This is a genomic window from Streptomyces sp. 17_S59 (assembly GCF_056930295.1).
In genome coordinates this window covers 5,136,265-5,160,819 of the sequence record NZ_JBXOWD010000001.1, presented here as the reverse complement: position 1 = coordinate 5,160,819, position 24,555 = coordinate 5,136,265, and the positions used below count along the sequence as shown (strand labels likewise).

Below are 24,555 nucleotides of genomic sequence, written 5' to 3'. Positions count from 1 at the left end.
GTGTGTGGCGGACCGCGCTCACTCCGTCCCGATCGGTTGAGGACGTTCGAGCTTCGCCTCTTTCGCGGCCCCACGTTCGATTATCGCTCGTGAGGGGCCTGACGGAAAACGTGCGCGCGGCCGGTAATCGATGGTGGCATCCGACCGCGCGCTGGGCACAGCCGTCCGGTCAGTCGGCTACGGAGGCGGCCAGTACCCGGGATACGAGCGCGTCGCCCACCTGGTCCGTGCTGCGCTGCGAACCGTCCCTGGAGGTGACGTCCTCCGCCACCGCCGTCTCGATGCGCTCCGCCTCCGCGGTGTAGCCGAGGTGGCGCAGGAGGAGGGCGACGGAGAGGACCGTGGCCGTGGGGTCGGCCTTTCCGGTGCCCGCGATGTCGGGCGCGGAGCCGTGCACCGGCTCGAACATCGAGGGGAACGCGCCGCCGGGGTTGATGTTGCCGGAGGCGGCGAGCCCGATGCCGCCGGTGACGGCGGCGGCGAGGTCGGTGAGGATGTCGCCGAAGAGGTTGTCGGTGACGATCAAGTCGAAGCGCTCGGGCTGGGTGACGAAGAAGATCGTCGCGGCGTCGACGTGCAGGTAGTCGGTGGTGACCTCGGGGTACTCGCGGCCGACCCGGTCGAAGATGTTCTTCCAGAGATGGCCGGCGTACACCAGGACGTTGTTCTTGTGCACGAGAGTCAGCTTCTTGCGCGGGCGGGCCTGCGCGCGCTCGTAGGCGTCGCGGACCACACGCTCCACGCCGTAGGCGGTGTTGACGCTGACCTCGGTGGCCACCTCGGCGGGGGTGCCGGTGCGCAGCGAGCCGCCGTTGCCGGTGTACGGGCCCTCGGTGCCCTCGCGGACGACGACGAAGTCGATCTCGGGTCGGCCGGCCAGCGGGGTGGGCGTGTTGGGCAGCAGCTTCGACGGGCGCAGGTTGACGTAGTGGTCGAAGGCGAAGCGCAGCTTCAGCAGCAGTCCGCGCTCGAGGACGCCGGACGGCACGGAGGGATCGCCGATCGCGCCGAGGAGGATGGCGTCGTGCTGCTTGAGCGACTCCAGCTCGGCGTCGGGCAGGGTCTCGCCCGTCGCGTGCCAGCGGCGGGCGCCGAGATCGTACTCCCGGGTCTCCACCTTCACGTCCGAAGGGAGCACGGCCGAGAGCACTTTGAGGCCCTGGGCCACGACTTCGGGGCCGATTCCGTCCCCGGGGATCACTGCGAGGCGAATGCTGCGAGACATACCCGGACCGTACTCCCCCGTCCCGCTTTATGACACGCACAGTCCATCATGTGGACACATTGCGAGCCGGACAGGCCACGTTCATACAAAGTACGTGTCCTCTTCGCCGATCCCTGGCACTTTTCCCGGCATGGACACACCACGGGTAGGAATCCCCGAACGCCTCGCGGCCCGCATGACGATGCCCGAACAGCACGAGTACCTCCGCGGCAAGTTCACCCGGCGCGGGATGCTGCGCGCCGGTGCCGCCGGCGCCGGAGCCGTCGCAGGCACGGGCCTGCTGGGCGCCGGCCCCACCGCGTACGCCCGGCCGCTCTCGCCCACGCTGATCACCTCGCCGGCCACGGCCAAGGTCGACGGCTCGCTCGTCGCGCCCTTCGGCCGGCACCTCGCCTTCGGCGCCGACCCCAAGACCCAGATGCGGATCTCCTGGCAGGTGCCGTTCGCGGTCCGGCGCCCGTACGTCCGTGTGGGGCTGAAGCCCTGGGACCTCAGCCAGAAGATCCCGGCCGAGGTGCGCGACCTGCACACTCCCGCCCTGTCCAAGAAGCTCCCCGCCGTCGACCAGGTCTACCTGCACGCGGCCCTCGACAACCTCCGCCCCGGGCAGACCTACTACTACGGCGTCGGCCACGACGGCTTCGACCCCGCCGACGGCCGGCACTTCTCGACCATCGGCACCTTCAGCACCGCACCCGCGCGCCCCGAGAAGTTCGTCTTCACGGCCTTCGGCGACCAGGGCGTCAGCTACCACGCCCTCGCCAACGACCAGGTGATCCTCGGTCAGAACCCGGCGTTCCACCTGCACGCGGGCGACATCTGCTACGCGGACGACAGCGGCGCCGGCAAGCCCTCCGACGTCTACGACGCCCGGTCCTGGGACCAGTTCCTGGCCCAGACCGAGTCGGTGGCCAAGTCCGTGCCGTGGATGGTCGCCACCGGCAACCACGACATGGAGGCCTGGTACTCCCCCAACGGCTACGGCGGCCAGAGCGCCCGCTGGGCCCTGCCGGACAACGGCTTCGACCCGCGGCACTCGCCGGGCGTCTACTCCTTCACCTACGGCAACGTGGCCGTGGTGTCGCTGGACGCCAACGACGTCTCGTACGAGATCACCGCCAACACGGGCTACAGCAGCGGCCGGCAGACCAGATGGCTCGACCGGCGGCTGCGGGAGCTGCGCGGGCAGCGCGACGTCGACTTCATCGTGGTCTTCTTCCACCACTGCGCCTACTCCACGACGAACGGGCACGCCTCGGACGGCGGAGTGCGCGACCAGTGGCTGCCGCTGTTCGAGAAGCACCAGGTCGACCTGGTGATCAACGGCCACAACCACGTCTACGAGCGCACCGACGCGATAAAGCACGGCCGCGTCGGGCGGAAGGTCCCGATCGGCGCCTCCACCGACTCCTCCCGCGACGGCATCGTGTACGTCACCGCGGGCGCCGCCGGGAAGTCGCTGTACGACTTCCCCGCGCCGGACAGCTACGAGGGCCACGTGAAGAACGTGGACAGCATCGACAGCTACCACTGGACCGAGGGCAAGGCGAAGAGCCCGGAGAAGGTGGAGTGGTCACGGGTGCGCTACACGGGCTACTCGTTCCTCGCCGTCGAGGCCGAGCCCGGCCGCCACCCCAGGCTGCGGGTGACGGCCCTGGCGGAGAGCGGGGAGCGGATCGATCACTTCGAGGTGACGCGGAGCGGAACCGAGAAGGAATAGCACAGCGACGTCACACGGCCGGGTGCGCGCGGGTCCGAGGGCCACGACTCGGACCGGTGACGCCGGGCCGGTGACGCCGGGCCGGCCCTCCCGGCTCAGTGACCGGTCACGCCGCCGTTGTCGCGACGGTCGAGCGCGCGCTGGAGCGCGGCGGCGGCGTTGGCCCGGTCGGCCTGGCGTTCGGCGTTCTCGGCCCTGCGGGCGCGGCGGATCCTGCGGACGGCGGTTTCGGCCATGGGTCACGTCTCCTCTGCTGAACCGGGCACAAGGGGCCGGACGAGCGGGAAATGAGAAGGATCGAAGCCGGGAGAAGGGGCGGGGGCCGGGTTGCCGCAGGGGTCACCTGCACTCGGGCACCGGGCCGCGACCGCCGTCGCTCGATGGAGCGGAACGTTCGGCTTCTTCCACGCTAGGTCAAACCGGGCGTGCTGTCTCCACTATTACTCGGACTTCCTACTATCTGAGACAACGACACCGCCCCCGGCCGGCTGGTGGGCCGGACGGGGGCGGGGCTCACATGGGAGGGCCGGGAATCAGCCCATGTGCGGGTAGCCGTACTCGGTCGGCGGGACCAGGGTCTCCTTGATGGAGCGGGTCGACACCCAGCGCTGCAGGTTGCTCGCGGCGCCGGCCTTGTCGTTGGTGCCGGAGGCGCGGCCGCCGCCGAAGGGCTGCTGGCCGACGACGGCGCCGGTCGACTTGTCGTTGATGTAGAAGTTGCCCGCGGCGAAGCGGAGCTTCTCCATCGCGTCGGCGGCCGCGGCGCGGTCGGCGGCGATGATCGAGCCGGTCAGGGCGTACGCCGAGACGGACTCCATCTGGGCCAGCATCGCGTCGAAGTCGGCGTCCTCGTAGACGTGGACGGCCAGGATCGGGCCGAAGTACTCGGTCGTGAAGACCTCGTTCTCCGGGTCCGTGCACTCGATGACGGTCGGCCGGACGAAGTAGCCCACCGAGTCGTCGTACGTGCCGCCCGCGACGACCGTGCAGGTGGGGTCGGCCTTGGCGCGGTCGATCGCGGCCTTGTTCTTGGCGAAGGCGCGGTCGTCGATGACGGCACCGATGAAGTTCGACAGGTCGGTGACGTCACCCATGGTGATGCCGTCGACCTCGGCCGCGAACTCCTCCCTGAAGCCGTCCTCCCAGATGGAGCGCGGGACGTAGGCGCGGGAGGAGGCCGAGCACTTCTGGCCCTGGAACTCGAAGGAGCCGCGGGTCAGCGCGGTCTTGAGCACGGCGCGGTCGGCGCTCGGGTGGGCGACGACGAAGTCCTTGCCGCCGGTCTCGCCGACCAGGCGCGGGTAGGAGCGGTACTTCTCGATGTTGGTGCCGACCGTCTTCCACAGGTACTGGAAGGTCCTGGTCGAGCCGGTGAAGTGGATGCCCGCCAGCTCCGGGTGGTTCAGGGCCACCTCGGAGACCGCGACGCCGTCGCCGGTCACCAGGTTGATGACGCCCTTGGGCAGGCCGGCCTCCTCCAGGAGCTGCATCAGCAGCACGGCGGAGTGGGTCTGCGTCGGGGACGGCTTCCAGACGACCACGTTGCCCATGAGGGCCGGGGCGGTCGGCAGGTTGCCGGCGATGGCCGTGAAGTTGAACGGCGTGATCGCGTAGACGAAGCCCTCGAGCGGGCGGTGGTCGCTGCGGTTCCACACACCGGCGGAGTTGGCGACCGGCTGCTCGGCGAGGATCTGGCGCGCGAAGTGCACGTTGAAGCGCCAGAAGTCGACCAGCTCGCAGGGTGTGTCGATCTCGGCCTGCTGGGCGGTCTTGGACTGGCCCAGCATGGTGGAGGCGGCCAGCGTCTCGCGCCACGGGCCGGCCAGCAGCTCGGCCGCGCGCAGGATGATCGCGGCGCGGTCGTCGAAGGACATCGCGCGCCAGGCCGGGGCGGCGGCCAGCGCGGCGTCGATCGCGTCCTGCGCGTCCTGCTGGGTGGCGTTGTTGAAGGTGCCGAGGACGGCCGCGTGGTTGTGCGGCTGGACGACCTTGAACGGCGCGCCGCCGCCCATCCGCTTCTCGCCGCCGATGGTCATCGGCAGGTCGATGGGGTTGTCGGCCAGCTCCTTGAGCTTGGCCTCCAGCCGGGTGCGCTCGGCGGAGCCGGGGGCGTAGGTGTGCACCGGCTCGTTGACCGGCGCGGGGACCTGGGTCACAGCGTCCATGGGTTCCGTTTCTCCTTCGGGGCTCGGGGGGATCGGGGTGGTGCTCAGCCCTTGGTGAGGATGGAGCGGGCGAAGAACATCAGGTTCGCGGGCTTCTCGGCCAGGCGGCGCATGAAGTAGCCGTACCAGTCGGTGCCGTAGGCCGTGTAGACGCGCATGCGGTGGCCCTCCGCGGCCAGGCGGACGTGCTCGTCGCTGCGGATGCCGTACAGCATCTGGAACTCGTACTCGTCCAGCTTGCGCCCCGCCTTCAGCGCCAGCTCCTGGGCGATGGCGATCAGACGCGGGTCGTGCGATCCGATCATGGGGTAGCCCGAGCCGGCCATGAGGATCTTGAGGATGCGGACGAACGCCTTGTCGATCTCGGCCTTGTCCTGGTACGCGACGGAGGCGGGCTCCTTGTAGGCGCCCTTCACGATGCGCACGCGGCTGCCGGCAGCGGCCAGCCGCCGGGCGTCGTCCTCGGTCCGGAAGAGGTACGCCTGGATGACGCAGCCGGTCTGCGGGAAGTCCTTCCGCAGCTCCTCGTGGATGGCGAACATCGAGTCGAGGGTGGTGTGGTCCTCCGCGTCCAGCGTAACCGTGGTGCCGATGGCGGCGGCGGCCTCGACGACCGGGCGGACGTTGGCGAGGGCCAGCTCGTGGCCGCCCTCCAGGGCTTGGCCGAACATGGAGAGCTTGACGGACATCTCGGCCCGCGCGCCCAGGTCCAGGTCCTTCAGGCGCTCGATCAGCTCCAGGTAGGCGTCGCGCGCGGCGTAGGACTGCTCGACCGTGGTGATGTCCTCGCCGACCACGTCCAGGGTGACCTCCAGCCCCTTGGCGGCGGCGTCCTTGACGATCGGGATGACCTGGTCGACGGTCTCGCCCGCGATGAAGCGGTCGACGACCTGCTTGGTGCCCGGGGCAGCCGAGACGAAGCGGCGCATCTTGTCGCTGCGCGACGCAGCGAGGATCACGGGACCCAGCACGGGCACCTCCACGATGACGGCCGTTCCCACCTGGGATGACGGCATAAGTAACTCAACGTGAAACGTAGGGTTCACGCCACCGCGGAGCCATCGACAGCTGTCACGCATTCGTGGCCGGGATCTCAGACAGATGTATGACAATGAGGACCGGCGGATACCGGAGGGAGTGAGGCGCGGCATGCGAGGCGAGTATCAGCAGCTCGTGGACGAGATCTCGGCGGCGCTCGGCGCCCCTGCGACGCTGGAGGACCGCGATTTCGTGCTGATCGCCTTCGGCGCCCACGGCGGGGACGACGACCTCGAGCTGACGATGGACCCGGTGCGCACCAGGTCGATCCTCCAGCGGCGGTCGACGGCGGCGGTGCGGGCGTGGTTCGAGGCGTTCGGCATCGCGCGGGCGCAGGCGCCGCTGCGGATCCCGCCGGATCCGGCGGCGGGCGTCTTCAAGGGCCGCATCTGCCTGCCCGTGCGTCACCGGGGCGTGGTGCATGGGTATGTGTGGCTGCTGGACGACGGGCACCTGGCGGAATTGGACCTGCGCGTGCCGCATGCGGACCCCGGGCTGGCGCAGGCCATGGAGAGCGCGGCCCGGATCGGTGCGCTGCTGGCCGCCGAGGCACGGGCCGGGGCCGAGCTGGGCGAGCTGCTGCGGGATCTGCTGACCGCCCGGCCCGCCGGCCGGGAGGTGGCGCGGGCCGCGCTGCGGGAGGCGCTGGGGGCGGCGGCGGACGGGCCGCTGACGGTGGTGGCGGTCGCGCCGTGGCACACGGCGGCGGAGGGCGAGGGCGAGGCGGAGCAGTCCGGCCCGGACGGTACGGGCTCGGCGCTGGCCGCCCAGTCGGGGGTGGCGGCGCTGTGCGCGGTGCCGGGCTCGCTGCCCGACGGCTCGGCGGCGCTGGCCGCGCTGATCCGGCTGCGGGCCACGTCGTCGCCGGCCCCGGCGCAGACGGCCGCCGACCGGCTGCTGCGCTCGCCGCGGGCGGGCCGCCCGGGCCCCGCGCAGGCGGCGGCCGGGATCGGCACGCCCCGGCGGGGGCTGGCCGAGCTGCCGGAGGCATGGGCGGAGGCGCTGTCCGCGGCGCGGGCGGCCATGGCGGAGCGGCGGCTGGGGCCGGTGGCGGAGTGGGCGGGCATCGGCCCGTACCGGGTGCTGACCGGGCTGACGGCCGGGCGGGCGGCGGACCCGGCGGTGCTGCCGCTGCTGGAGCGGGCGCACACCGAGCTGGCCCGCACGGCCGAGGTCTTCCTGGACTGCGCGGGTCAGGCGGGCCGCGCGGCGTCGGCCCTGGGCATCCACCGGCAGACGCTGTACTACCGGCTCAACCGCGTCGAGCAGCTGACGGGCCTGGACCTGGACAGCGGCGAGGACCGCCTGCTGCTGCACATGGCGCTCAAGGCGGACCGCCTGCACCGCCCCTGACACCGGTTCACTCCCGTCGGCTCACTCCTGCCGGACGGTGATGGCCTGCACCGGACAGGAGCGCGCGGCCTCGTGGACGAGCGGGTCGCCCGCTCCGTCCTCGCGGCCGGGCAGGACGGTGCCGTAGCCGTCGTCGTCCTGGGTGAAGACGGCCGGGGCGGTCAGGGCGCACATGCCCGAGCCGATGCAGACCTCGGAGTCGATGCTGACGCGCATGGCGGTGCTCCGTTTCTCCGGTCACCAGGTGACCGGGAGGGCGTAGAGACCTTGCAGGGTGCCGCCGGGTTTGATGGGCACCTCGTCCGCCGGAACGGCGAGGCGCAGGGTGGGAATTCGGGTGAGGAGGGAGACCAGGGCGGTCTCCAGCTCCGCGCGGGCCAGGTTCTGGCCCAGGCACTGATGGACACCGTAGCCGAAGGCGAGGTGGTGGCGGGCGGAGCGCGTGACGTCGAGGGTGTCGGCCTCCTCGTACGCGGCCGGGTCGAGGTTGGCCACCGAGTTGGCGAGCAGGACGCCCTCGCCCGCGCGGATCGTCCGCCCGCCGAGTTCGACATCCTCGGTGGCGACACGCGCGAGGGTGTCGGCGATGGTCAGGTAGCGCAGCAGCTCCTCGACGGCACGGGGCGCCAGGGCGGGGTCGGCGCGCAACGCGGCGAGCTGGTCCGGGTGTTCGAGGAGGGTGTACGTGCCGAGGGCGATCATGTTGGACGTGGTCTCGTGGCCCGCGACGAGCAGGACGAGGGCCATCAGGACGAGTTCCTCGCGGTCCAGGCGGCCGTCGGCGAGCTGTTCGGCGATCAGTTCGTCGAGCAGCCCGGGGTGGCGGCCGGGGCCCCGGTCCCGCTTGTCGTCCACGAGCCCGAGCAGGTAGTCCCGCAGCTCGCTGCGGGCCGCGCGCACTTCGTCCGCGGTGTCCGCGGCGAGCAGGGCCCGGGAGCGGGCCTCGAAGAACTCGTGGTCGGCGTAGGGCACGCCGAGGAGCGAGCAGATGACCATGGACGGCAGGGGCAGGGCGTAGGCGGAGACGAGTTCGGCCTCCGGGCCCCCGGCGAGCATCGCGTCGATGAGGCCGCGGGCCGTGGCCTCGACCTGGGGGCGCATGGCGGCGATGCGCTTGACGGTGAAGCGCGGGATGAGCATCCGGCGCTGGCGGGCGTGGCGGGGGTCGTCGACGCCGACGAGCGGGATCTCGTTGGCGGCCTGGTCCTCGGCGCGGGGCTGGACGACGGGGAAGGCGGGGTTGCGCCGGTCCGAGGAGAACCGCGGGTCGGCGAGCACGGCCCGGGCCTCGGCGTGACCGGTCACGAACCAGATCTCGCTGCCGTCGTACAGCGTGACCCGGGTGACCGGTCCGTGTTCCGCGAGCGAGTGGTGCCCGGCGGGCGGGCGGTACGGACATGTGCGGTTCTGGGGGTAGGCGGGGGCGGTGGTGGGGTGGCTTCCGGCGGTTGTGGTCATGGGAGACCTCCCGGCGAACGAACTGGTGTCCTCGGGCAACCAGTACACCGAAGCCTCCCGCTTGCGTCCAGTACGCACCGTCGGAATGCGGCCACCCGGCGCCGCTATGCGCCCTCCGGCTCCAGCACGGTGCCCGCGACGATGCGGCGCAGGCCTTCGACGACATCCTTGCCTTTCGGCACCTGCCGCGGGTCGACCAGCCACAGCACCCACAGCCCGGTGAAGAGCGAGTAGTACACGTGACCGCTGGTCCGCGTCGCCACGTCGGGGACCTCGGTGTCGTCGACGCCTTCGAACACGGCAACCAGGCCCTCGCGCCCGTACGGCAGCATCTCGGAGAACCGCTTCTTGAGCTCGGGGTGGTTGTCCAGCTGACCCATTACCTCCAGCTGCGCCGACCAGAACTGCCGGTCCTGCGAGAAGTTGGCGACGATGCCGTCGACGACCGCGGCGAGCCGCTCCTCGTGCGAGGCGTTGGCCTCGACGGCTCCCGCCAGCGTGCGGGTGATCCCCTCCCCCCAGTCCTCGGTGAGCTTCAGGAAGCCCTCCATCATCAGCGCGTCCTTGGACCCGTAGTGGTAGCCGATCGAGGCGAGGTTGGCGCCGGAGGCCGCCACGATGTCGCGCGCGGTCGTGCGCACCCAGCCCTTCTCCATCAGGCAGCGCTTGGCGCCCTCGAGCAGATCTTCGCGATGTCCCATGCCGGAAGCCTAGCGCGGCGCCATACGGCCGTCCCAGACAATCGTCCTAGACGCTCGTCATAGACAAGCGTCTAGGACATCCGTATATTCATGGCCATGACGAACCCCAGCACCCGCGCCGGGCGCCGGGAGTGGACGGCCTTTGTCGTGCTCCTGCTGCCCCTCCTCCTGGTCTCGATGGACGTCTCCGTCCTCTTCTTCGCCGTTCCGGCCATCACCAAGGACCTGTCCGCGACCAGCACCCAGCAGTTGTGGATCTTCGACAGCTACGCCTTCGCGCTGGCCGGGCTGCTGATCACGATGGGGTCGCTCGGCGACCGGATCGGCCGCCGCAAGCTCCTGATGCTCGGCGCCACCGCCTTCGGCGCCGCCTCGGTCGCGGCCGCCTACGCGCAGAACGCCGAGATGCTCATCGCGGCGCGCTTCGTCCTGGGCATAGGCGGCGCAACGCTGATGCCCAGCACCATGGGACTCGTGCGCAACATGTTCCGGGACGACGCACAGCGCACCAAGGCCGTCGGCATCTGGTCCGGCGCCATGGCCGGCGGCATCGCGCTCGGCTCGGTGCTCGGCGGAGTGATGCTCAAGCACTTCTGGTGGGGCTCGGTCTTCCTCGTCAACGTGCCCGCGATGCTGATGCTGCTGGTGTTCGTGCCGCTGCTGGTGCCCGAGTTCAAGGACCCCGCCCCCGGCCGGTTCGACCTGCCGAGCATGGTGCTGTCGATGGGCGCGGTGCTGCCCGTCATCTACGGGGTCAAGCGGATGGCCGCCGACGGCTTCAGCCTGCCGCTGCTGCTGTGCGTCGCCGTCGGCCTGGTGCTCGGGGCGGTCTTCGTCCTCCGGCAGCGCAGCACGCGGGACGCCATGATCAGCCGTGAGCTGTTCCGGAACCGCGCCTTCGGGGCGGGCATCGGGCTCAACACGCTCGCCATGTTCGGCATGATGGGCTCCACCTACTTCACCACGCAGTACCTCCAGTCGGTGCTGGGCAAGGGCCCGCTGGAGGCGGCCCTGTGGAGCACGCTCCCCTCGCTCGCCGTCGGCGCCGCGGGTCCGGTGGCCACCGTCATGGGCCAGAAGGTGAACAAGGCCCATGTGATCGCCACGGGCTTCATCGTCGCCGCGGCCGGGTTCGTCCTGCTCATGGGCGCCGGTACGGACTCACTGGTCCTGACGCTGATCGCCTGTGGCGTCATCGCCTGCGGCATCGTCACCGTGATGGCCCTGATCTCCGACATGGCGCTCGCCGCCGCCCCGCCGGAGAAGGCCGGTTCGGCCGCCTCGCTGGTGGAGGCCGGGCAGGAGTTCGGCGGCGCCATGGGCATGGCCGCCTTCGGCAGCATCGGCATGGCCGTCTACCGCCACGACGTCACCGGCAACGCTCCCGCCGGACTGCCGCACGGTGCACTGGAGTCGGCGCGCGAGACCGTGGTGGGCGCGGCCACGGTCGCGGCCCGGATGCCCGGCCGCACGGGCGAGGCGCTGCTCTCCGCGGCCCGCGACGCCTTCGTCCACGGCATGCACATCGCCGCCGCGGGTGCCACGGTGGTTCTGGTCCTCGGTGCGGCCGTGGCGGTGGCGGCTCTGCGCGGCCACGGCGGCGCGCAGCAGCCGCAGCCGGAACCGCAGCCGGAGCTTGCGGTGTCCGTCGAGCACTGACCGGCTCAGCAGGAGCGGCGCCCCGCCCGGGCACTCGGGCCGGGGCGCCGCTCCGTCATGAGCGGGGCCAGCCCGTCCAGCAGCCGGGCCAGCCCGAACTCGAGCAGCGCGTCGGGGCCCAGGTCGACGCCCTCGCCGGCCAGGGCGCGCTCGCACACCGGATAGCGTCCGGCCGCCGGGATCTCCGGAAGCCCCGCGTCCGCGTCGAGGTTCACCGCGACGGCACGCACGAACGCGGCGAGCATGACGGCCGTGTGCAGCAACTCGGCTGCCTCCAGCCCCAGTTCCGCGGCCGGGGCCACGGTCCACTCCAGCAGCTCCAGCGCGTGGGGCGACAGCAGCAGGCCGGTGGCCGGCACCGACGCCGCCAGCCAGGGATGCGCACGGTGGAGCGCCCACTGCGCCCGGGCCGACGCCTCCATCCGCCCCCGCCAGTCCGCGGGCGCGCGCTCCGGCAGTCCGGCCTCGCCGAAGACGGCGTCCGCCATCAGCCCGACCAGCTCGTCCTTGCCCGGCACATGGCGGTACAGCGCCATGGTGGAGACGCCGAGTTCGGCCGCGATGGCCCGCATGGACAGCGCGCCCGGGCCGCCGGAGTCGGCGATCGCGACGGCCGTGCGCACCACGCACTCGCGCGAGAGCCCCGGCTCCCGCCGCACGCCCCGGCCCCGCGGCCGCCGCACGGGCGGCCCGGCCGGGGCGCCGGGTGCGCGGACGACCGTGCCGACGCCGGGCACGGCCCGCACCAGCCCCTCCTGCCGCAGCGCGGCCAGGACCTTGGCGGCGGTGGCGGGCGCCACGCCCCACTCCCGGGTGATGCGCCGCGTGGAGGGAACCTTCTCGCCCGCGCGCAGCTCGCCGGAGGCGATGCGGCCGCGGAGTTCGGCGGCGATGCGGAGATACGGAGGATCGACCGACTGCCCCGGTGCACCCATGCCCAGGAGCGTACGCCCGGTGGACGACGCGCCGCCCGGTAATCCGCACGCACGGCACGGGCACGGTACGGGCACGGTACGGGCACGGTACGAGCACGAACGCGGGCCCGGCCGCACCCGCGTGGGGTGCCGCCGGGCCCGCGTCCACCAGGGAGTGTCAGGCGGTCAGGTCCACCGCACGCGCCGAGGCCGCCCCGATCTCCGCGGCGATCTCGGACAGCACCGTCGCCGGAATCGACTCGTCGATGGTCAGCGCAACCAGCGCCTCGCCGCCCTCCGTGGCGCGCGACACCTGCATGCCCGCGATGTTGATGCCCGCCTCGCCGAGAATGCGGCCCAGGGTGCCGACGACGCCCGGCCGGTCCTCGTACCGCAGGAAGGCCATGTGGTCGGCGAGGGCGAGGTCGACGTCGTGCTCGCCGACGGCGACGATCTTCTGGAGGTTCTTGGGCCCGGCGAGCGTGCCGGAGATCGACACCTCGTCGCCCCCGGCGAGCGTGCCGCGCACGATGACCACGTTCCGGTGGTCGGGCGACTCGGAGCCCGTGGTGAGCCGCACCTCGACGCCGCGCTCCTGGGCGAACAGCGGGGCGTTCACATAGGAGACGGTCTCGTCGACGACGTCCTCGAACACGCCCTTGAGCGCGGAGAGTTCGAGCACCTTCACATCGTGCTGGGTGATCTCGCCGTACACCTCGACGTCGAGGCGGACCGCGACCTCGCCGGCCAGCGCGGTGAAGATCCGGCCGAGCTTCTCGGCGAGCGGCAGGCCCGGCTTGACGTCCTCGGCGATCACACCGCCCTGGACGTTGACCGCGTCCGGCACCAGCTCGCCGGCGAGCGCCAGCCGTACCGACTTGGCCACGGCGATGCCGGCCTTCTCCTGGGCCTCGCCCGTGGAAGCGCCCAGGTGCGGGGTGGCCACGACGCTGTCGAACTCGAAGAGCGGGGAGTCGGTGCAGGGCTCGGACGCGTACACGTCCAGGCCGGCGCCCGCGACGCGGCCCTCCTTCAGCGCGGCGGCGAGGGCCGCCTCGTCGACGATCCCGCCGCGCGCGGCGTTGACGATGCGCACGCTCGGCTTGACCTTGTGCAGCGCCTCGTCGCCGATCAGGCCGATCGTCTCGGGGGTCTTGGGCAGGTGCACGGTGATGAAGTCGGCGGTCTCCAGCAGCTCGTCGAGGGAGAGCAGCTTGACGCCCATCTGCGCGGCCCGGGCGGGCTGCACATACGGGTCGTAGGCGACGACCTTCATGCCGAAGGCGGACATCCGCTGGGCGACGAGCACGCCGATGCGGCCCAGGCCGACCACACCGAGCGTCTTCTCGGACAGCTCGACGCCCGTGTACTTGGACCGCTTCCACTCGCCGTTCTTGAGCGCCGAGTTGGCCTGCGGGATGTTGCGGGCGGTGGCGATCAGCAGACCGCACGCCAGCTCGGCGGCGGTGACGATGTTGGACGTCGGCGCGTTGACGACCATGACGCCGGCCTTGGTGGCGGCGGAGACGTCGACGTTGTCCAGGCCGACGCCGGCCCGGGCGATGACGCGCAGCTTCTTCGCGGCCGCGATGGCCTCGGCGTCCAGCTTGGTGGCGGAGCGGACCAGGATCGCGTCGACGTCGGCGACGGCGGGCAGCAGCTCGGCGCGGTCGGCGCCGTTGCAGTGCCGGATCTCGAAGTCGGGACCGAGGGCGTCGACGGTGGCGGGCGACAGCTCTTCGGCGATGAGTACGACAGGTTTACGAGACGAGGGAGCAGTGCTCACGTTCAGTCCTCACTAGTCCTTCGCGGACGGCCGTCCCGACGGCCGAAGGCGGTGAAGGGTGCAGCCGCGTGGAAGACGCACGACGCTGTGAGCCTGACGCGCTTGTGCAGAGCAGTGTAACGGCGCATCCGGGCCGGTATTCCGCCTGCGCGGAAGGATCACGCCATCGGGGCCGTACGGAGTGGACAAAGGGGCCGCGGCGGGTGCCGCGGCCCCGGTCCCGGGTTACTCCTTGTCGTCCACCCAGCTCATGAGCTTGCGCAGCTTCTTGCCGGTGGTCTCGAGCAGGTGGTCCTGGTCGGCCTTCTTGTACTCGTTGTACTTGGGCAGGCCGGCCTGGTACTCCTTCATCCAGTTGTTGGCGAAGGTGCCGTCCTGGATCTCGCCCAGGACCTTCTTCATCTCGGCCTTGGTGGCGTCGGTGACGATGCGCGGGCCGGTGACGTAGTCGCCCCACTCGGCGGTCTCGGAGACCGACCAGCGCATCTTCTCCAGGCCGCCCTCGTACATCAGGTCGACGATGAGCTTCAGCTCGTGGAGGCACTCGAAGTAGGCGATCTCGGGCTGGTAGCCGGCCTCGACCAGGGTCTCGAAGCCCGCCTTGACCAGCGCGGAGGCGCCGCCGCAGAGCACGGCCTGCTCGCCGAAGAGGTCGGTCTCGGTCTCCTCGGTGAAGGTCGTCTTGATGACGCCGGCCCGGGTGCCGCCGATGGCCTTGGCGTAGGAGAGGGCGAGCTGGAAGGCGCTGCCGGTGGCGTCCTGCTCGACGGCCGCGATGCAGGGGACGCCGCGGCCCTCCTCGTACTGACGGCGCACCAGGTGGCCCGGGCCCTTGGGGGCGACCATGCAGACGTCGACGCCGGCCGGGGGCTTGATGAAGCCGAAGCGGATGTTGAAGCCGTGGCCGAAGAAGAGGGCGTCGCCGTCCTTGAGGTTGGCCTGGACGGCCTCCTCGTAGACCTTGGCCTGGATCGGGTCCGGGACCAGGATCATGATGACGTCGGCCTCGGCCGCGGCCTCGGCGGGGGTGACCACGCGCAGGCCCTGCTCCTCGGCCTTCGCCTTGGACGTGGAGCCCTCGTGCAGGCCCACGCGGACGTCGACGCCCGAGTCGCGCAGGGACAGCGCGTGGGCGTGGCCCTGGCTGCCGTAGCCGAGGACCGCGACCTTGCGGCCCTGGATGATGGACAGGTCGGCGTCGTTGTCGTAGAACAGCTCGGCAGCCACGTGGGGTATCTCCTTGAGTGCGGTTGTGCGTCCCACCGTATGACGGGCGGACGGGGGAAGGTCTTCGGGTATCGCTATTCGGAAACCGAACGGCTGGATAGGGCGCTCGGCGTCGGGGCTCAGGCCGAGCGGTCCAGCGCCCGCAGGCTGCGGTCCGTGATGGACCGCGCGCCGCGGCCTATGGCGATCGTGCCGGACTGCACCAGCTCCTTGATGCCGAACGGCTCCAGCATCTTGAGCATCGCGCCGAGCTTGTCGCTGCTGCCGGTGGCCTCGATCGTGACGGCCTCGGGGGCGACGTCGACGGTCTTGGCGCGGAAGAGCTGGACGATCTCGACGATCTGGGAGCGGGTCTCGTTGTCGGCGCGGACCTTCACCAGGACGAGTTCGCGCTGGATGGCCGCGCTGTCCTCCAGCTCGACGATCTTCAGCACGTTGACGAGCTTGTTGAGCTGCTTGGTGACCTGTTCCAGCGGCAGCGACTCGACGTTGACGACGATGGTGATGCGGGAGATGTCGGGGTGCTCGGTCACCCCGACCGCCAGCGAGTCGATGTTGAAGCCGCGGCGGGAGAACAGCGCGGCGACTCTGGCCAGGATGCCGGGCGTGTTCTCCACCAGGACGGAGAGCGTGTGCTTGGTCATGGAATCGGTCTCTCGGCTTTCTCGGCGGGGCGGGTCAGTCGTCGTCGATGCCGTCGAAGTCCGGGCGCACTCCGCGGGCCGCCAGGATCTCGTCGTTGGAGGTGCCCGCGGCGACCATGGGCCAGACCATGGCGTCCTGGTGGACGATGAAGTCCACCACGACGGGGCGGTCGTTGATCGCGTTCGCCTGCTCGATGACGGCGTCCAGCTCCGCCGGGTCCTCGCAGCGCAGGCCCACGCAGCCCATGGCCTCGGAGAGCTTGACGAAGTCGGGGACGCGGGTGCCGGCGGCGGGCTCCTTGCCGTCGGCGTCCGGGCCGGAGTGCAGGACGGTGTTGGAGTAGCGCTGGTTGTAGAAGAGCGTCTGCCACTGGCGGACCATGCCCAGGGCGCCGTTGTTGATGATGGCGACCTTGATGGGGATGTTGTTCAGCGCGCAGGTGACCAGTTCCTGATTGGTCATCTGGAAGCAGCCGTCGCCGTCGATGGCCCAGACCGTGCGGTCGGGCATGCCGGCCTTGGCGCCCATCGCGGCCGGGACCGCATAGCCCATGGTCCCGGCGCCGCCGGAGTTGAGCCAGGTCTTGGGCTGCTCGTAGTCGATGAAGTGGGCGGCCCACATCTGGTGCTGGCCGACGCCCGCGGTGTAGATGGTGTTCTCCGGGGCGAGCTGGCCGATGCGCCGGATGACCTGCTGCGGGGAGAGGCTGCCGTCCTCGGGCTGGTCGTAGCCGAGGGGGTAGGTGTCCCGCCAGCGGCTGAGGTCGGCCCACCAGTCGGTGTAGTCGCCGACGTGGCCCTCGGCGTGCTCGGTCCGGACTGCGACGATCAGGTCGGCCAGCACCTCGCGGGCGTCGCCGACGATGGGCACGTCGGCCGTGCGGTTCTTGCCGATCTCCGCCGGGTCGATGTCGGCGTGGACGATCTTGGCGTGCGGGGCGAAGCTGTCCAGCCTGCCGGTGACGCGGTCGTCGAAGCGGGCGCCGAGGGCGATGATGAGGTCGGCCTTCTGCAGCGCGGTCACCGCGGCCACCGAGCCGTGCATGCCGGGCATGCCGAGGTGCAGCGGGTGGCTGTCGGGGAACGCGCCCAGGGCCATCAGGGTCGTGGTGACAGGGGCGCCGGTCAGCTCGGCGAAGACCTTCAGCTCGGCCGTGGCGTCGGCCTTGAGCACGCCGCCGCCGACGTAGAGCACCGGTCGGCGGGCCTGGGTGAGCAGCTTGGCGGCCTCGCGGATCTGCTTGGCGTGCGGCTTGGTGACCGGGCGGTAGCCGGGCAGGTCGGTGTGCGGCGGCCAGACGAAGGTCGTCCGGGCCTGGAGGGCGTCCTTGGCGATGTCCACCAGCACCGGGCCGGGTCGTCCGGTGGAGGCGACGTGGAAGGCCTCGGCGATCGTCCGCGGGATCTCCGCGGGGTCCGTGACCAGCCAGTTGTGCTTGGTGATCGGCATGGTGATGCCGCAGATGTCCGCCTCCTGGAAGGCGTCCGTCCCGATCGACTTCGACGCCACCTGCCCGGTGATCGCCACCAGCGGCACCGAGTCCATGTGGGCGTCGGCGATGGGGGTCACCAGGTTGGTCGCACCGGGCCCCGAGGTCGCCATGCACACGCCCACCTTGCCGGTGGCCTGCGCATAGCCCGTCGCCGCGTGGCCCGCGCCCTGCTCGTGCCGGACCAGGACGTGGCGGACCTTCGAGGAGTCCATCATCGGGTCGTACGCGGGGAGGATCGCGCCGCCGGGGATCCCGAAGACGATCTCGGCCCCCACCTCTTCGAGCGACCGGATGAGGGACTGCGCGCCCGTGACCTGCTCCACGATGGCGGGCTGCTGCGCTCCGCCGCTGCGGGCCCGCGGCTGCGGATGATGGTGGGGCCCGGTGGCCTGCTCTGTCATCGACATTCTCTTCTCGAAGGGTTTCGCCGAAGGTTTCGACGTTCGACAGATGAACGATTTGGGAGGGTTTGTGAGTGCCGTCGGCGGTGCCGGTGCAACAAAAAACCCCTCGTGCCGTGAGGCAAGCGAGGGGAGCGCGCCGGTGTGGTCAGCAGGCTGTCTGGGCGGCCTGCTTCAGCCGACGCGCTGTCCAAGTACGAGAATTCGGGTGCGCATGGCATCGACCCTCCCTCTGCCGCATACGCAGTGTCAAGTGGGTGGGACGGGCGTCTCATTATTTGAGCGCAATGGAGCATGTGCGAGTGCTCCCGCACCACCCACCGCTCCGGATCGTACGGGCAGCGCGCCGCCGACGAGGACCTGGTTTCCGCCATCCGTGGGATCACCCGGAAGTGCGTACGGGCTGCGGTCGAGGGCGTGCCGCAGCCGGTGCTCGTCGAGGGGGCCGCCGAAGGCCAGGCCCTGGCCGTGGGTGCAGCCCATCGCGCGCAGCACCCGGGCCTGCTCGGGCTCGTCCACGCCGTCGGCCACCGACTCCATGCCGAGGTCGTTGGCGATGCGCAGCAGCCCTGCGGTGATCTTGTGCAGCCGGGCGGAGTCGGCGACCCCGTCGACCAGCCCCCGGTCGAGCTTGAGCACGTCGATGGGCAGCCGCCGCAGGGCGCTCATGGCGGCGTAGCCGCTGCCGAAGCCGTCCAGGGCGATCCGGACGCCGAAGCGGCGCAGGGAGATCAGCCGCCGCTCCAGCTCGTCCAGCGGCACGCGCGGATCACTGCCGGACAGCTCCAGGACGAGCGCGCCGGAGGGCAGGCCGTGCCGCAGGACGAGCGCCTCGACGCTCTTGGGCGGCAGCGACCTGTCGAGCAGCCGGGCGGCGGGCAGCCGGACGAACACGGGCGCGGCGTGGCCGGCACGGCCGCGCTGGGCGGCCTGCTCGACCGCCTTCTCCAGCGTCCACCGGCCCAGCTCGGCGGTGCGGGCGCTCTCGTCGCCGAGGGCCGGCTCGGCCACCCTGAGGAACTCGTCGGGGGTGAAGAGGATGCCCTGGGGGGAGCGCCAGCGGGCCTGGGCGCAGACGGCCGTGATCCGCCCGGTGGCCAGCTCGACGACGGGCTGGTGCAGCAGGGCGAACTCGCCGTCGTGCAGGGCCGTGCGCAGCCGGGAGGCCAGCTCGGTGCGGCGCACGACGTCGGCCTGCATCTGCGGGGCGTACAGCTCCACGCGGCCCTTTCCGGCCTGCTTCGCCCGGTACATCGCGAGGTCGGCGTTGCGCATGAGGGTGCCGGGGGTGATGTCGGGCTCGGCGAAGGCCACGCCGATGCTGGCGGCCACGCGCACCTCGGTGCCGCCCTCGACCAGGTAGGGCTGGGAGAGGGTGACCCGCAGCCGGTCCGCGATCTCCAGGATGCGGTACTCGCGGGCGGCGGGGTCGCGGGTGCCGTCGCCGATGATGAGCGCGGCGAACTCGTCGCCGCCGAAGCGGGCGGTGGAGTCCCCGGCGCGCACCGAGTCCTGGAGCCTGCGGGCGGCCTGGACGAGGAGTTCGTCGCCGGCCTGGTGGCCGACGGTGTCGTTGACGGCCTTGAAGCCGTCGAGGTCGATGAAGAGCACGGCGGTGCCGGCGTCGGTCACTCTCCGGCCGGCGAGGGCCTGCTGGACCCGCCTGGTGAACAGGGCGCGGTTGGGCAGGTCGGTGAGCGGGTCGTGCTCGGCGGTGTGCTGCAACTGGGCCTGGAGCCGGACGCGTTCGGTGACGTCGCGGCTGTTGAAGATCAGCCCGCCGTGGTGGCGGTTGACGGTGGACTCGACGTTGAGCCACTCCCCGTCGCCGGAGCGGAAGCGGCACTCGATGCGGGTGGTGGGCTCGTCGGCGGGCGGCGCGGCGAGGAAGCGGCGCACCTCGTGGACGACCCGGCCGAGGTCCTCGGGGTGGATGAGCGAGGCCAGTTCGGAGCCGACCAGCTCGTCGGCGTCGCGCCCGTAGACGCCCGCGGCGGCGGGGCTGACGTAGCGCAGTATGCCGGTGGGCGCGGCGATCATGATGACGTCGCTGGAGCCCTGCACCAGGGAGCGGAAGTGGTTCTCCTTCTGGGCCAGTTCCTGGGTGAGGGAGATGTTGTCGAGCAGCATGATGCCCTGCCGGACGACGAGCGCCAGGACGACCGTGCAGCCCGTGAAGAGCACGACCCGGTCGACGTGGTGGCCGTCCAGGACGTTGTAGAGGATGCCCAGGGTGCAGACGGCGGCGGCGAGGTACGGCGTGAGGGCGGCGAGCGAGCCGGCGATGGGCCGGCCGGAGTGCAGGACGGGCCGCCCGCGCCGGGCGGGGCCCTCGTCGCCGTGCTCGCGGGCCACCCAGGGCGCGTAGGCCATCAGCATGTAGCCGGCGAACCAGCCGGCGTCGAGGATCTGGCCGGAGCGGTAGTTGGCGCGCAGCAGCGGCGACGTGAACAGGGCGTCGCACAGGACGGTCAGGGCGAGGGCCGCGATGGCGGTGTTGATGGCCGAGCGGTTGGCGGACGAGCGCTTGAAGTGCAGGGCCAGCACCATGGACACCAGCACGATGTCCAGCAGCGGGTAGGCCAGCGAGAGCGCGGCGTGCGCCACCGTCTCCCCGGCGAAGTGCGCGGTGTGGGCGAGGGCCAGGCTCCAGGAGAGCGTCAGCAGCGAGCCGCCGATGAGCCAGGAGTCGAGGCCGAGGCAGACCCAGCCGGCCCGGGTGACGGGACGGCGGGCGAGCACCAGCAGGCCGATGATGGACGGCGGCGCGAACAGCAGGAAGCAGAAGTCGGCCGGGGAGGTGCTCGGCACGGGCCGGCTCAGCACGACCTCGTACCAGCCCCAGACGGCGTTGCCGAAGCCGGCCATCGCGGAGGAGACGGCGAACAGCAGCCAGGCGGGCCGGAAGCGGGTGTTGTGCGTGCGCGCGTACCAGAAGCAGGAGGCGGCGGCGAGGCCGGCGGCGCCGCTCAGCCCGAAGTCGCCCATGGCGGTGGCCAGCTCGGCGGAGCCCCAGCCGAAGAGGGCGCCCGTGGCGTAGCCACCGCAGACGAGGGCCAGCAGGAGCTGGGGCACCACCCCGGGACTTCCGGCGGTGCCGGGCCGGCGGGGCAGGGCCGCTCCGGGGGCGCTCACCGCGCCGCCGTCCGGAGCAGGCCGATCCAGGGCAGCCAGAGGGCGAGGGTCGCCATGCAGAGGGCGTGCCGGTGCGGCGACGGACTCCGGTGCGGCAGCTCCCCCCGCCGGGACCGGTGCATGCGCGGTCGGTGCCTGAGCCGCGTCGGGTAGATCGTCCATTGGCCGTGCATCGCCCGTCGCCCCCCTCGAGTGCAGGTACCTCGCTGCGTCCGTATGTGCGCGGCGCAGCCCCCGGTCGGGACGATACACCAGAGTCGTCACTCAGGGACATAGCTCATATACATAGCGTAACTAGCTACGGGAATACGGATACACAGCGCAGCCGAATGATGCCTCTACGTGCTAGCAGTCCGCAGCCGCTACGCCGTCGCTACGACATTCCGCAGAGGCTCGTCCAGTACAAATCTGGCCAGTTGATCGCGCAAGAGGGCCTTGGCACGCGGAGTGAAGGCCGAGGAGGGCCCGCCCACATGGGGGGTGACGAGCACTCCAGGGGCCGTCCACAGCGGATGGCCGGGGGGCAGCGGCTCCGGGTCGGTGACGTCCAGCGCCGCCCGCAGCCGGCCGATCTGCAGCTCGGCCAGCAGCGCCCCGGTGTCGACGACCGCACCGCGCGCGACGTTGACCAGCAGCGCGCCGTCCTTCATCCGGGCCAGGAACGCCGCGTCCACCAGGCCCCTGGTCTCGTCGGTGAGCGGGGTCGAGAGGATCACCACATCGGCGCCGGGCAGCAGTTCGGGCAGGTCGGCCACCCCGTGGACCGGGCCGTGTGCTGCCATGCGCGGGGAGCGCGCGACGCGCGCCACCCGCGCGCATTCAAAGGGAACGAGCCGGCTCTCGATGGCGGCGCCGATCGAGCCGTAGCCCACCACGAGCACCGACTTGTCGGCGAGCGCGGGCCGGAATCCCTGCCGCCACTCCCCCGCGTCCTGGGCCCGGACGAAGCCCGGGATGTCCCGCAGGGCGGCCAGGGTGAGGGTCAGCGCCAGCTCGGCCGTGCTCGCGTCGTGCAGGCCGCGCGCATTGCACAGCCGCGCGCCCGGCGGCAGCAGGGACAGGGCGGGCAGGATGTCGTCCACGCCGGCCATCAGCGACTGCACGACACGCAGCCGCGGCATCAGCGGCAGCGGCCGGAGGGCCACTTCGGCGCCCTTGAGGTAGGGCACACCGTAGAAGACGCAGCGGGCGGGGTCGGCGGGGAACTCCGGCTCGCCGTCCCAGTAGGCGTACTCCAGCTCCCCGGGCAGCCCCTCGATCTCCTCGGGGGGCACCGGAAGCCAGGCCTGGGGGCGGGTGGAACCGCTGTGATCTGCACTCATGTCTGGAGGCTATGCGAAGGCAGCCCGAACGCAGACGTTAGTTTGGGGGCCGAAGAACGGGAGGGTGCGGCGGGTGGAGCGCAGGAGAATCGGTGCGACGGCGCTCGAGGTGGGGGCGGTCGGTCTCGGGTGCATGCCGATGCACTGGGCGTACTCCGCCTCCCAGCAGAGCGGCGAGGGCGCGCTGCGCACGGTCCACGCGGCCCTGGACGCCGGGTCCACGCTGCTGGACACCGCCGACATGTACGGGCCCTTCACCAATGAGCTGCTGGTGGGGCGGGTGCTGCGGGAGCGTCGCGCGGAGGCGTTCGTGTCGACCAAGTGCGGGCTGCTGGTGGGCGATCAGCACATCGTGGCCAACGGCCGGCCCGGCTATGTGAAGCGGGCCTGCGACGCCTCCCTGCGCAGGCTCCAGACCGATGTCATAGACCTCTACCAGCTGCACCGGCCCGACCCGGAGGTGCCGGTCGAGGAGACGTGGGGGGCGATGGCGGAGCTGGTCTCCGCGGGCAAGGTCCGGGCGCTGGGGTGGTGCGCGGTGGGCGCCCGCGCCCAGCGCAGATTCGGTTCCTCGGCGGGGGCGAGGGGCCGGACCGGGATGTACGACGCGACGATCGGCCACCTGGAGCGGGTGCAGCAGGTCTTCCCGGTGAGCTGTGTGCAGGCCGAGCTGTCGGTCTGGTCGCGCGAGGCGCTGGACCGGCTGGTTCCGTGGTGCACCTCGCGGGGCGTGGGGCTGCTGGCCGCGATGCCGCTGGGGAATGGTTTCCTCAGTGGCACGCTGACCCCCGGTCAGGGCTTCGAGCCGGAGGACGTCCGGGCCCGGCACCCGCGCTTCACGGCGGAGATGATGGCGGCCAACCAGCCGATAGTGGCCGGGCTGCGGCGGGTCGCGCTGCGCCACGACGCCACGGTGGCCCAGGTCGCCCTGGCCTGGGTGCTGGCGCAGGGGCGGCACGTGGTGCCGGTGCCGGGGACGAAGAAGGCGGACTGGGCGGTGCAGAACGCGGGCGCGGCCGGACTGCGCCTGACGGGTGAGGACTTGGCCGAGATATTGGCACTTCCGCAGGCGATGGGGTCCTGGGACTGACGGGGTGTCCGCGGGGTGTATGAAGGAGCGGTGACCGTCCTGTCCCGTTCCGCCCCGTCCCGGCGAGAGGATCACACCGTGCGCACCGTGCGACGACACCTGGGTACCCGCGCCGTCAGGGCCGTGCCGGCCGCCGCTGCCGTGCTGGCGGCCCTCGCGGGATGTGCGGACGGCGGGTCGCCGGGCCCGTCCCGGAGCGGCGGTACGGGCGCTTCCGGGGCGCCTGCCGAGGGCTCGGCCGAGGTGGTCCGGACGGTGGCCACCAAGCTCGACTCCCCGTGGGGCGTGGCCGTCCTGCCCGGCGGCGACCTGCTGGTCGGCTCGCGCGACACGGGCCGCGTGGTGCGGGTCGGGGCGGCGGACGGGCGGCAGAGCGAGCTGGGCACGGTGCCGGGCGTCGCGGCGGCGGGCGAGGGCGGCCTGCTGGGCCTGGCCCTCTCCCCCGGCTACGCCGCCGACCACCTGCTGTACGCCTATCTCACGACCGGTTCCGACAACCGCATCGTCCGCATGCCCGTCGACGAGCAGCGGCCCGAGGGCCGGCGGCTGGGGTCGCCGGACACCGTCCTGACCGGCATCCCCAAGGGCCAGATCCACAACGGCGGACGGATCGCCTTCGGCCCCGACGGGATGCTCTACGCCGGCACGGGCGAGGGCGGCCGCCGCACCCCCGCCCAGGACCTGGGCTCGCTGGGCGGCAAGATCCTCCGCATGACCCCCGACGGCCGCCCCGCGCCCGGCAATCCCCGCGCCGGCTCGGTCGTCTACAGCTACGGCCACCGCAACGTCCAGGGCCTGGCGTGGGACGCGGACAAGCGGCTGTGGGCCTCGGAATTCGGCCAGGACACCTGGGACGAGCTGAACCTGGTGCGGCCGGGCGGCAACTACGGCTGGCCGGAGGCCGAGGGCAGGGCCGGGAAGTCCCAGTACGTGGACCCCGTCGAGCAGTGGCACCCCGCCGACGCCTCGCCGAGCGGCCTGGCCTACGTGCGCGGCTCGCTCTGGATGGCCGCCCTGCGGGGTGAGCGGCTATGGCGGATTCCGCTCCGTGGCGAGCGCCCCGCGGCGGCCCCTCGGGCATTCTTCGAAGGTGAGTACGGGCGGCTGCGTACGCTGGTTGCGGCGGACGACGGCGGTCTGTGGCTGACGACCAGCAACACGGACGGGCGGGGCAGGCCGAGCGCTTCCGACGACCGCCTGCTGCGGTTGCGGGTGAGCTGACGG

The 24,555-nt window shown here is 71.8% G+C and carries 20 protein-coding genes; 5 read left to right on the top strand and 15 right to left on the bottom strand.

Annotated features, from left to right (window positions below):
* Positions 1-169: 169 nt before the first annotated feature.
* On the bottom strand, positions 170-1,225 hold the full coding sequence (locus AC1Z4A_RS23610) for a 3-isopropylmalate dehydrogenase (RefSeq protein ID WP_483681849.1): 1,056 nt from the start codon (positions 1,223-1,225) through the stop codon (positions 170-172).
* Between the two features lie 130 nt (positions 1,226-1,355).
* Between AC1Z4A_RS23610 and AC1Z4A_RS23605 the strand changes: the two genes are divergently transcribed.
* Complete coding sequence (locus tag AC1Z4A_RS23605; protein WP_483681848.1) at positions 1,356-2,945, top strand: purple acid phosphatase family protein; 1,590 nt, start codon at positions 1,356-1,358, stop codon at positions 2,943-2,945.
* 95 nt (positions 2,946-3,040) lie between these two features.
* Here the strand turns inward: AC1Z4A_RS23605 and AC1Z4A_RS23600 are convergent, their stop codons facing one another.
* The 3 genes from AC1Z4A_RS23600 to AC1Z4A_RS23590 all read right to left on the bottom strand — a co-directional run bounded on the left by AC1Z4A_RS23600 (position 3,041) and on the right by AC1Z4A_RS23590 (position 6,081).
* Positions 3,041-3,181, bottom strand: a complete 141-nt coding sequence (locus AC1Z4A_RS23600; protein ID WP_483681847.1) for a hypothetical protein — start codon at positions 3,179-3,181, stop codon at positions 3,041-3,043.
* 297 nt (positions 3,182-3,478) lie between these two features.
* A complete protein-coding gene (gene pruA / locus AC1Z4A_RS23595; protein WP_483681846.1) occupies positions 3,479-5,110 on the bottom strand; it encodes an L-glutamate gamma-semialdehyde dehydrogenase in 1,632 nt (543 codons plus the stop codon).
* A 44-nt stretch (positions 5,111-5,154) separates the two neighbouring features.
* Positions 5,155-6,081 (bottom strand): proline dehydrogenase family protein, encoded by a 927-nt coding sequence (locus tag AC1Z4A_RS23590; protein WP_483681845.1) that lies wholly within the window; start codon positions 6,079-6,081, stop codon positions 5,155-5,157.
* Positions 6,082-6,259: 178 nt separating this feature from the next.
* On the opposite strand from AC1Z4A_RS23590, the gene AC1Z4A_RS23585 reads away from it, so the two are divergent.
* Positions 6,260-7,501: a PucR family transcriptional regulator gene (locus AC1Z4A_RS23585; RefSeq protein ID WP_483681844.1), complete on the top strand. Its 1,242-nt coding sequence runs from the start codon at positions 6,260-6,262 to the stop codon at positions 7,499-7,501.
* 21 nt (positions 7,502-7,522) lie between these two features.
* On the opposite strand, the gene AC1Z4A_RS23580 is transcribed toward AC1Z4A_RS23585, so the two are convergent.
* From AC1Z4A_RS23580 to AC1Z4A_RS23570, 3 genes are all read right to left on the bottom strand, one after another.
* On the bottom strand, positions 7,523-7,717 hold the full coding sequence (locus AC1Z4A_RS23580; protein ID WP_483681843.1) for a ferredoxin: 195 nt from the start codon (positions 7,715-7,717) through the stop codon (positions 7,523-7,525).
* A 21-nt stretch (positions 7,718-7,738) separates the two neighbouring features.
* Entirely contained in the window at positions 7,739-8,959 is a 1,221-nt protein-coding gene (locus tag AC1Z4A_RS23575; RefSeq protein ID WP_483681842.1) for a cytochrome P450, read from the bottom strand.
* Positions 8,960-9,063: 104 nt separating this feature from the next.
* On the bottom strand, positions 9,064-9,660 hold the full coding sequence (locus tag AC1Z4A_RS23570) for a TetR/AcrR family transcriptional regulator (protein ID WP_483681841.1): 597 nt from the start codon (positions 9,658-9,660) through the stop codon (positions 9,064-9,066).
* Positions 9,661-9,756: 96 nt separating this feature from the next.
* Here AC1Z4A_RS23570 and AC1Z4A_RS23565 point away from each other — a divergent pair, with 96 nt between their 5' ends.
* Positions 9,757-11,319 carry an MFS transporter gene (locus tag AC1Z4A_RS23565; protein WP_483681840.1) on the top strand — a complete coding sequence of 521 codons (1,563 nt, stop codon included), beginning with the start codon at positions 9,757-9,759 and terminating at the stop codon, positions 11,317-11,319.
* 5 nt (positions 11,320-11,324) lie between these two features.
* Here the strand turns inward: AC1Z4A_RS23565 and AC1Z4A_RS23560 are convergent, their stop codons facing one another.
* The 8 genes from AC1Z4A_RS23560 to AC1Z4A_RS23525 form a co-directional block, all read right to left on the bottom strand.
* Positions 11,325-12,254 carry a GntR family transcriptional regulator gene (locus tag AC1Z4A_RS23560; protein ID WP_483681839.1) on the bottom strand — a complete coding sequence of 310 codons (930 nt, stop codon included), beginning with the start codon at positions 12,252-12,254 and terminating at the stop codon, positions 11,325-11,327.
* A gap of 157 nt (positions 12,255-12,411) precedes the next feature.
* Positions 12,412-14,019, bottom strand: a complete 1,608-nt coding sequence (serA, locus tag AC1Z4A_RS23555) for a phosphoglycerate dehydrogenase (RefSeq protein ID WP_483681838.1) — start codon at positions 14,017-14,019, stop codon at positions 12,412-12,414.
* Positions 14,020-14,244: 225 nt separating this feature from the next.
* The gene (gene ilvC, locus AC1Z4A_RS23550; RefSeq protein ID WP_483681837.1) at positions 14,245-15,246 is read right to left on the bottom strand and encodes a ketol-acid reductoisomerase; all 1,002 of its coding nucleotides are present in this window, start codon (positions 15,244-15,246) and stop codon (positions 14,245-14,247) included.
* Between the two features lie 119 nt (positions 15,247-15,365).
* Positions 15,366-15,890 (bottom strand): acetolactate synthase small subunit, encoded by a 525-nt coding sequence (ilvN, locus tag AC1Z4A_RS23545; RefSeq protein WP_483681836.1) that lies wholly within the window; start codon positions 15,888-15,890, stop codon positions 15,366-15,368.
* A gap of 34 nt (positions 15,891-15,924) precedes the next feature.
* The gene (locus AC1Z4A_RS23540; protein ID WP_483681835.1) at positions 15,925-17,790 is read right to left on the bottom strand and encodes an acetolactate synthase large subunit; all 1,866 of its coding nucleotides are present in this window, start codon (positions 17,788-17,790) and stop codon (positions 15,925-15,927) included.
* Between the two features lie 243 nt (positions 17,791-18,033).
* Positions 18,034-20,919: a putative bifunctional diguanylate cyclase/phosphodiesterase gene (locus AC1Z4A_RS23535; protein ID WP_483681834.1), complete on the bottom strand. Its 2,886-nt coding sequence runs from the start codon at positions 20,917-20,919 to the stop codon at positions 18,034-18,036.
* The gene (locus tag AC1Z4A_RS23530; protein WP_483681833.1) at positions 20,916-21,041 is read right to left on the bottom strand and encodes a hypothetical protein; all 126 of its coding nucleotides are present in this window, start codon (positions 21,039-21,041) and stop codon (positions 20,916-20,918) included. Before AC1Z4A_RS23530 ends, AC1Z4A_RS23535 begins: the two co-directional genes overlap by 4 nt.
* A gap of 240 nt (positions 21,042-21,281) precedes the next feature.
* Positions 21,282-22,241, bottom strand: coding sequence for a 2-hydroxyacid dehydrogenase (locus AC1Z4A_RS23525; protein WP_483681832.1), 960 nt, complete (start codon positions 22,239-22,241; stop codon positions 21,282-21,284).
* A gap of 73 nt (positions 22,242-22,314) precedes the next feature.
* Between AC1Z4A_RS23525 and AC1Z4A_RS23520 the strand changes: the two genes are divergently transcribed.
* Together AC1Z4A_RS23520 and AC1Z4A_RS23515 are read left to right on the top strand one after the other, a co-directional pair.
* Positions 22,315-23,331: an aldo/keto reductase gene (locus AC1Z4A_RS23520; RefSeq protein WP_483681831.1), complete on the top strand. Its 1,017-nt coding sequence runs from the start codon at positions 22,315-22,317 to the stop codon at positions 23,329-23,331.
* An 87-nt stretch (positions 23,332-23,418) separates the two neighbouring features.
* A complete protein-coding gene (locus tag AC1Z4A_RS23515) occupies positions 23,419-24,552 on the top strand; it encodes a PQQ-dependent sugar dehydrogenase (protein ID WP_483681830.1) in 1,134 nt (377 codons plus the stop codon).
* Positions 24,553-24,555: the final 3 nt, after the last annotated feature.

What these genes read in the sequence shown, in the direction of transcription:
- AC1Z4A_RS23525 (WP_483681832.1), bottom strand. Translation starts at nt 22,241, where the DNA reads ATGAGTGCAGATCACAGCGGTTCCACCCGCCCCCAGGCCTGGCTTCCG.
- AC1Z4A_RS23530 (WP_483681833.1), bottom strand. Translation starts at nt 21,041, where the DNA reads ATGCACCGGTCCCGGCGGGGGGAGCTGCCGCACCGGAGTCCGTCGCCG.
- AC1Z4A_RS23540 (WP_483681835.1), bottom strand. Translation starts at nt 17,790, where the DNA reads ATGTCGATGACAGAGCAGGCCACCGGGCCCCACCATCATCCGCAGCCG.
- AC1Z4A_RS23605 (WP_483681848.1), top strand. Translation starts at nt 1,356, where the DNA reads ATGGACACACCACGGGTAGGAATCCCCGAACGCCTCGCGGCCCGCATG.
- ilvN (WP_483681836.1), bottom strand. Translation starts at nt 15,890, where the DNA reads ATGACCAAGCACACGCTCTCCGTCCTGGTGGAGAACACGCCCGGCATC.
- AC1Z4A_RS23585 (WP_483681844.1), top strand. Translation starts at nt 6,260, where the DNA reads ATGCGAGGCGAGTATCAGCAGCTCGTGGACGAGATCTCGGCGGCGCTC.
- AC1Z4A_RS23575 (WP_483681842.1), bottom strand. Translation starts at nt 8,959, where the DNA reads ATGACCACAACCGCCGGAAGCCACCCCACCACCGCCCCCGCCTACCCC.
- AC1Z4A_RS23600 (WP_483681847.1), bottom strand. Translation starts at nt 3,181, where the DNA reads ATGGCCGAAACCGCCGTCCGCAGGATCCGCCGCGCCCGCAGGGCCGAG.
- pruA (WP_483681846.1), bottom strand. Translation starts at nt 5,110, where the DNA reads ATGGACGCTGTGACCCAGGTCCCCGCGCCGGTCAACGAGCCGGTGCAC.
- AC1Z4A_RS23610 (WP_483681849.1), bottom strand. Translation starts at nt 1,225, where the DNA reads ATGTCTCGCAGCATTCGCCTCGCAGTGATCCCCGGGGACGGAATCGGC.
- AC1Z4A_RS23560 (WP_483681839.1), bottom strand. Translation starts at nt 12,254, where the DNA reads ATGGGTGCACCGGGGCAGTCGGTCGATCCTCCGTATCTCCGCATCGCC.
- AC1Z4A_RS23580 (WP_483681843.1), bottom strand. Translation starts at nt 7,717, where the DNA reads ATGCGCGTCAGCATCGACTCCGAGGTCTGCATCGGCTCGGGCATGTGC.
- AC1Z4A_RS23565 (WP_483681840.1), top strand. Translation starts at nt 9,757, where the DNA reads ATGACGAACCCCAGCACCCGCGCCGGGCGCCGGGAGTGGACGGCCTTT.
- AC1Z4A_RS23570 (WP_483681841.1), bottom strand. Translation starts at nt 9,660, where the DNA reads ATGGGACATCGCGAAGATCTGCTCGAGGGCGCCAAGCGCTGCCTGATG.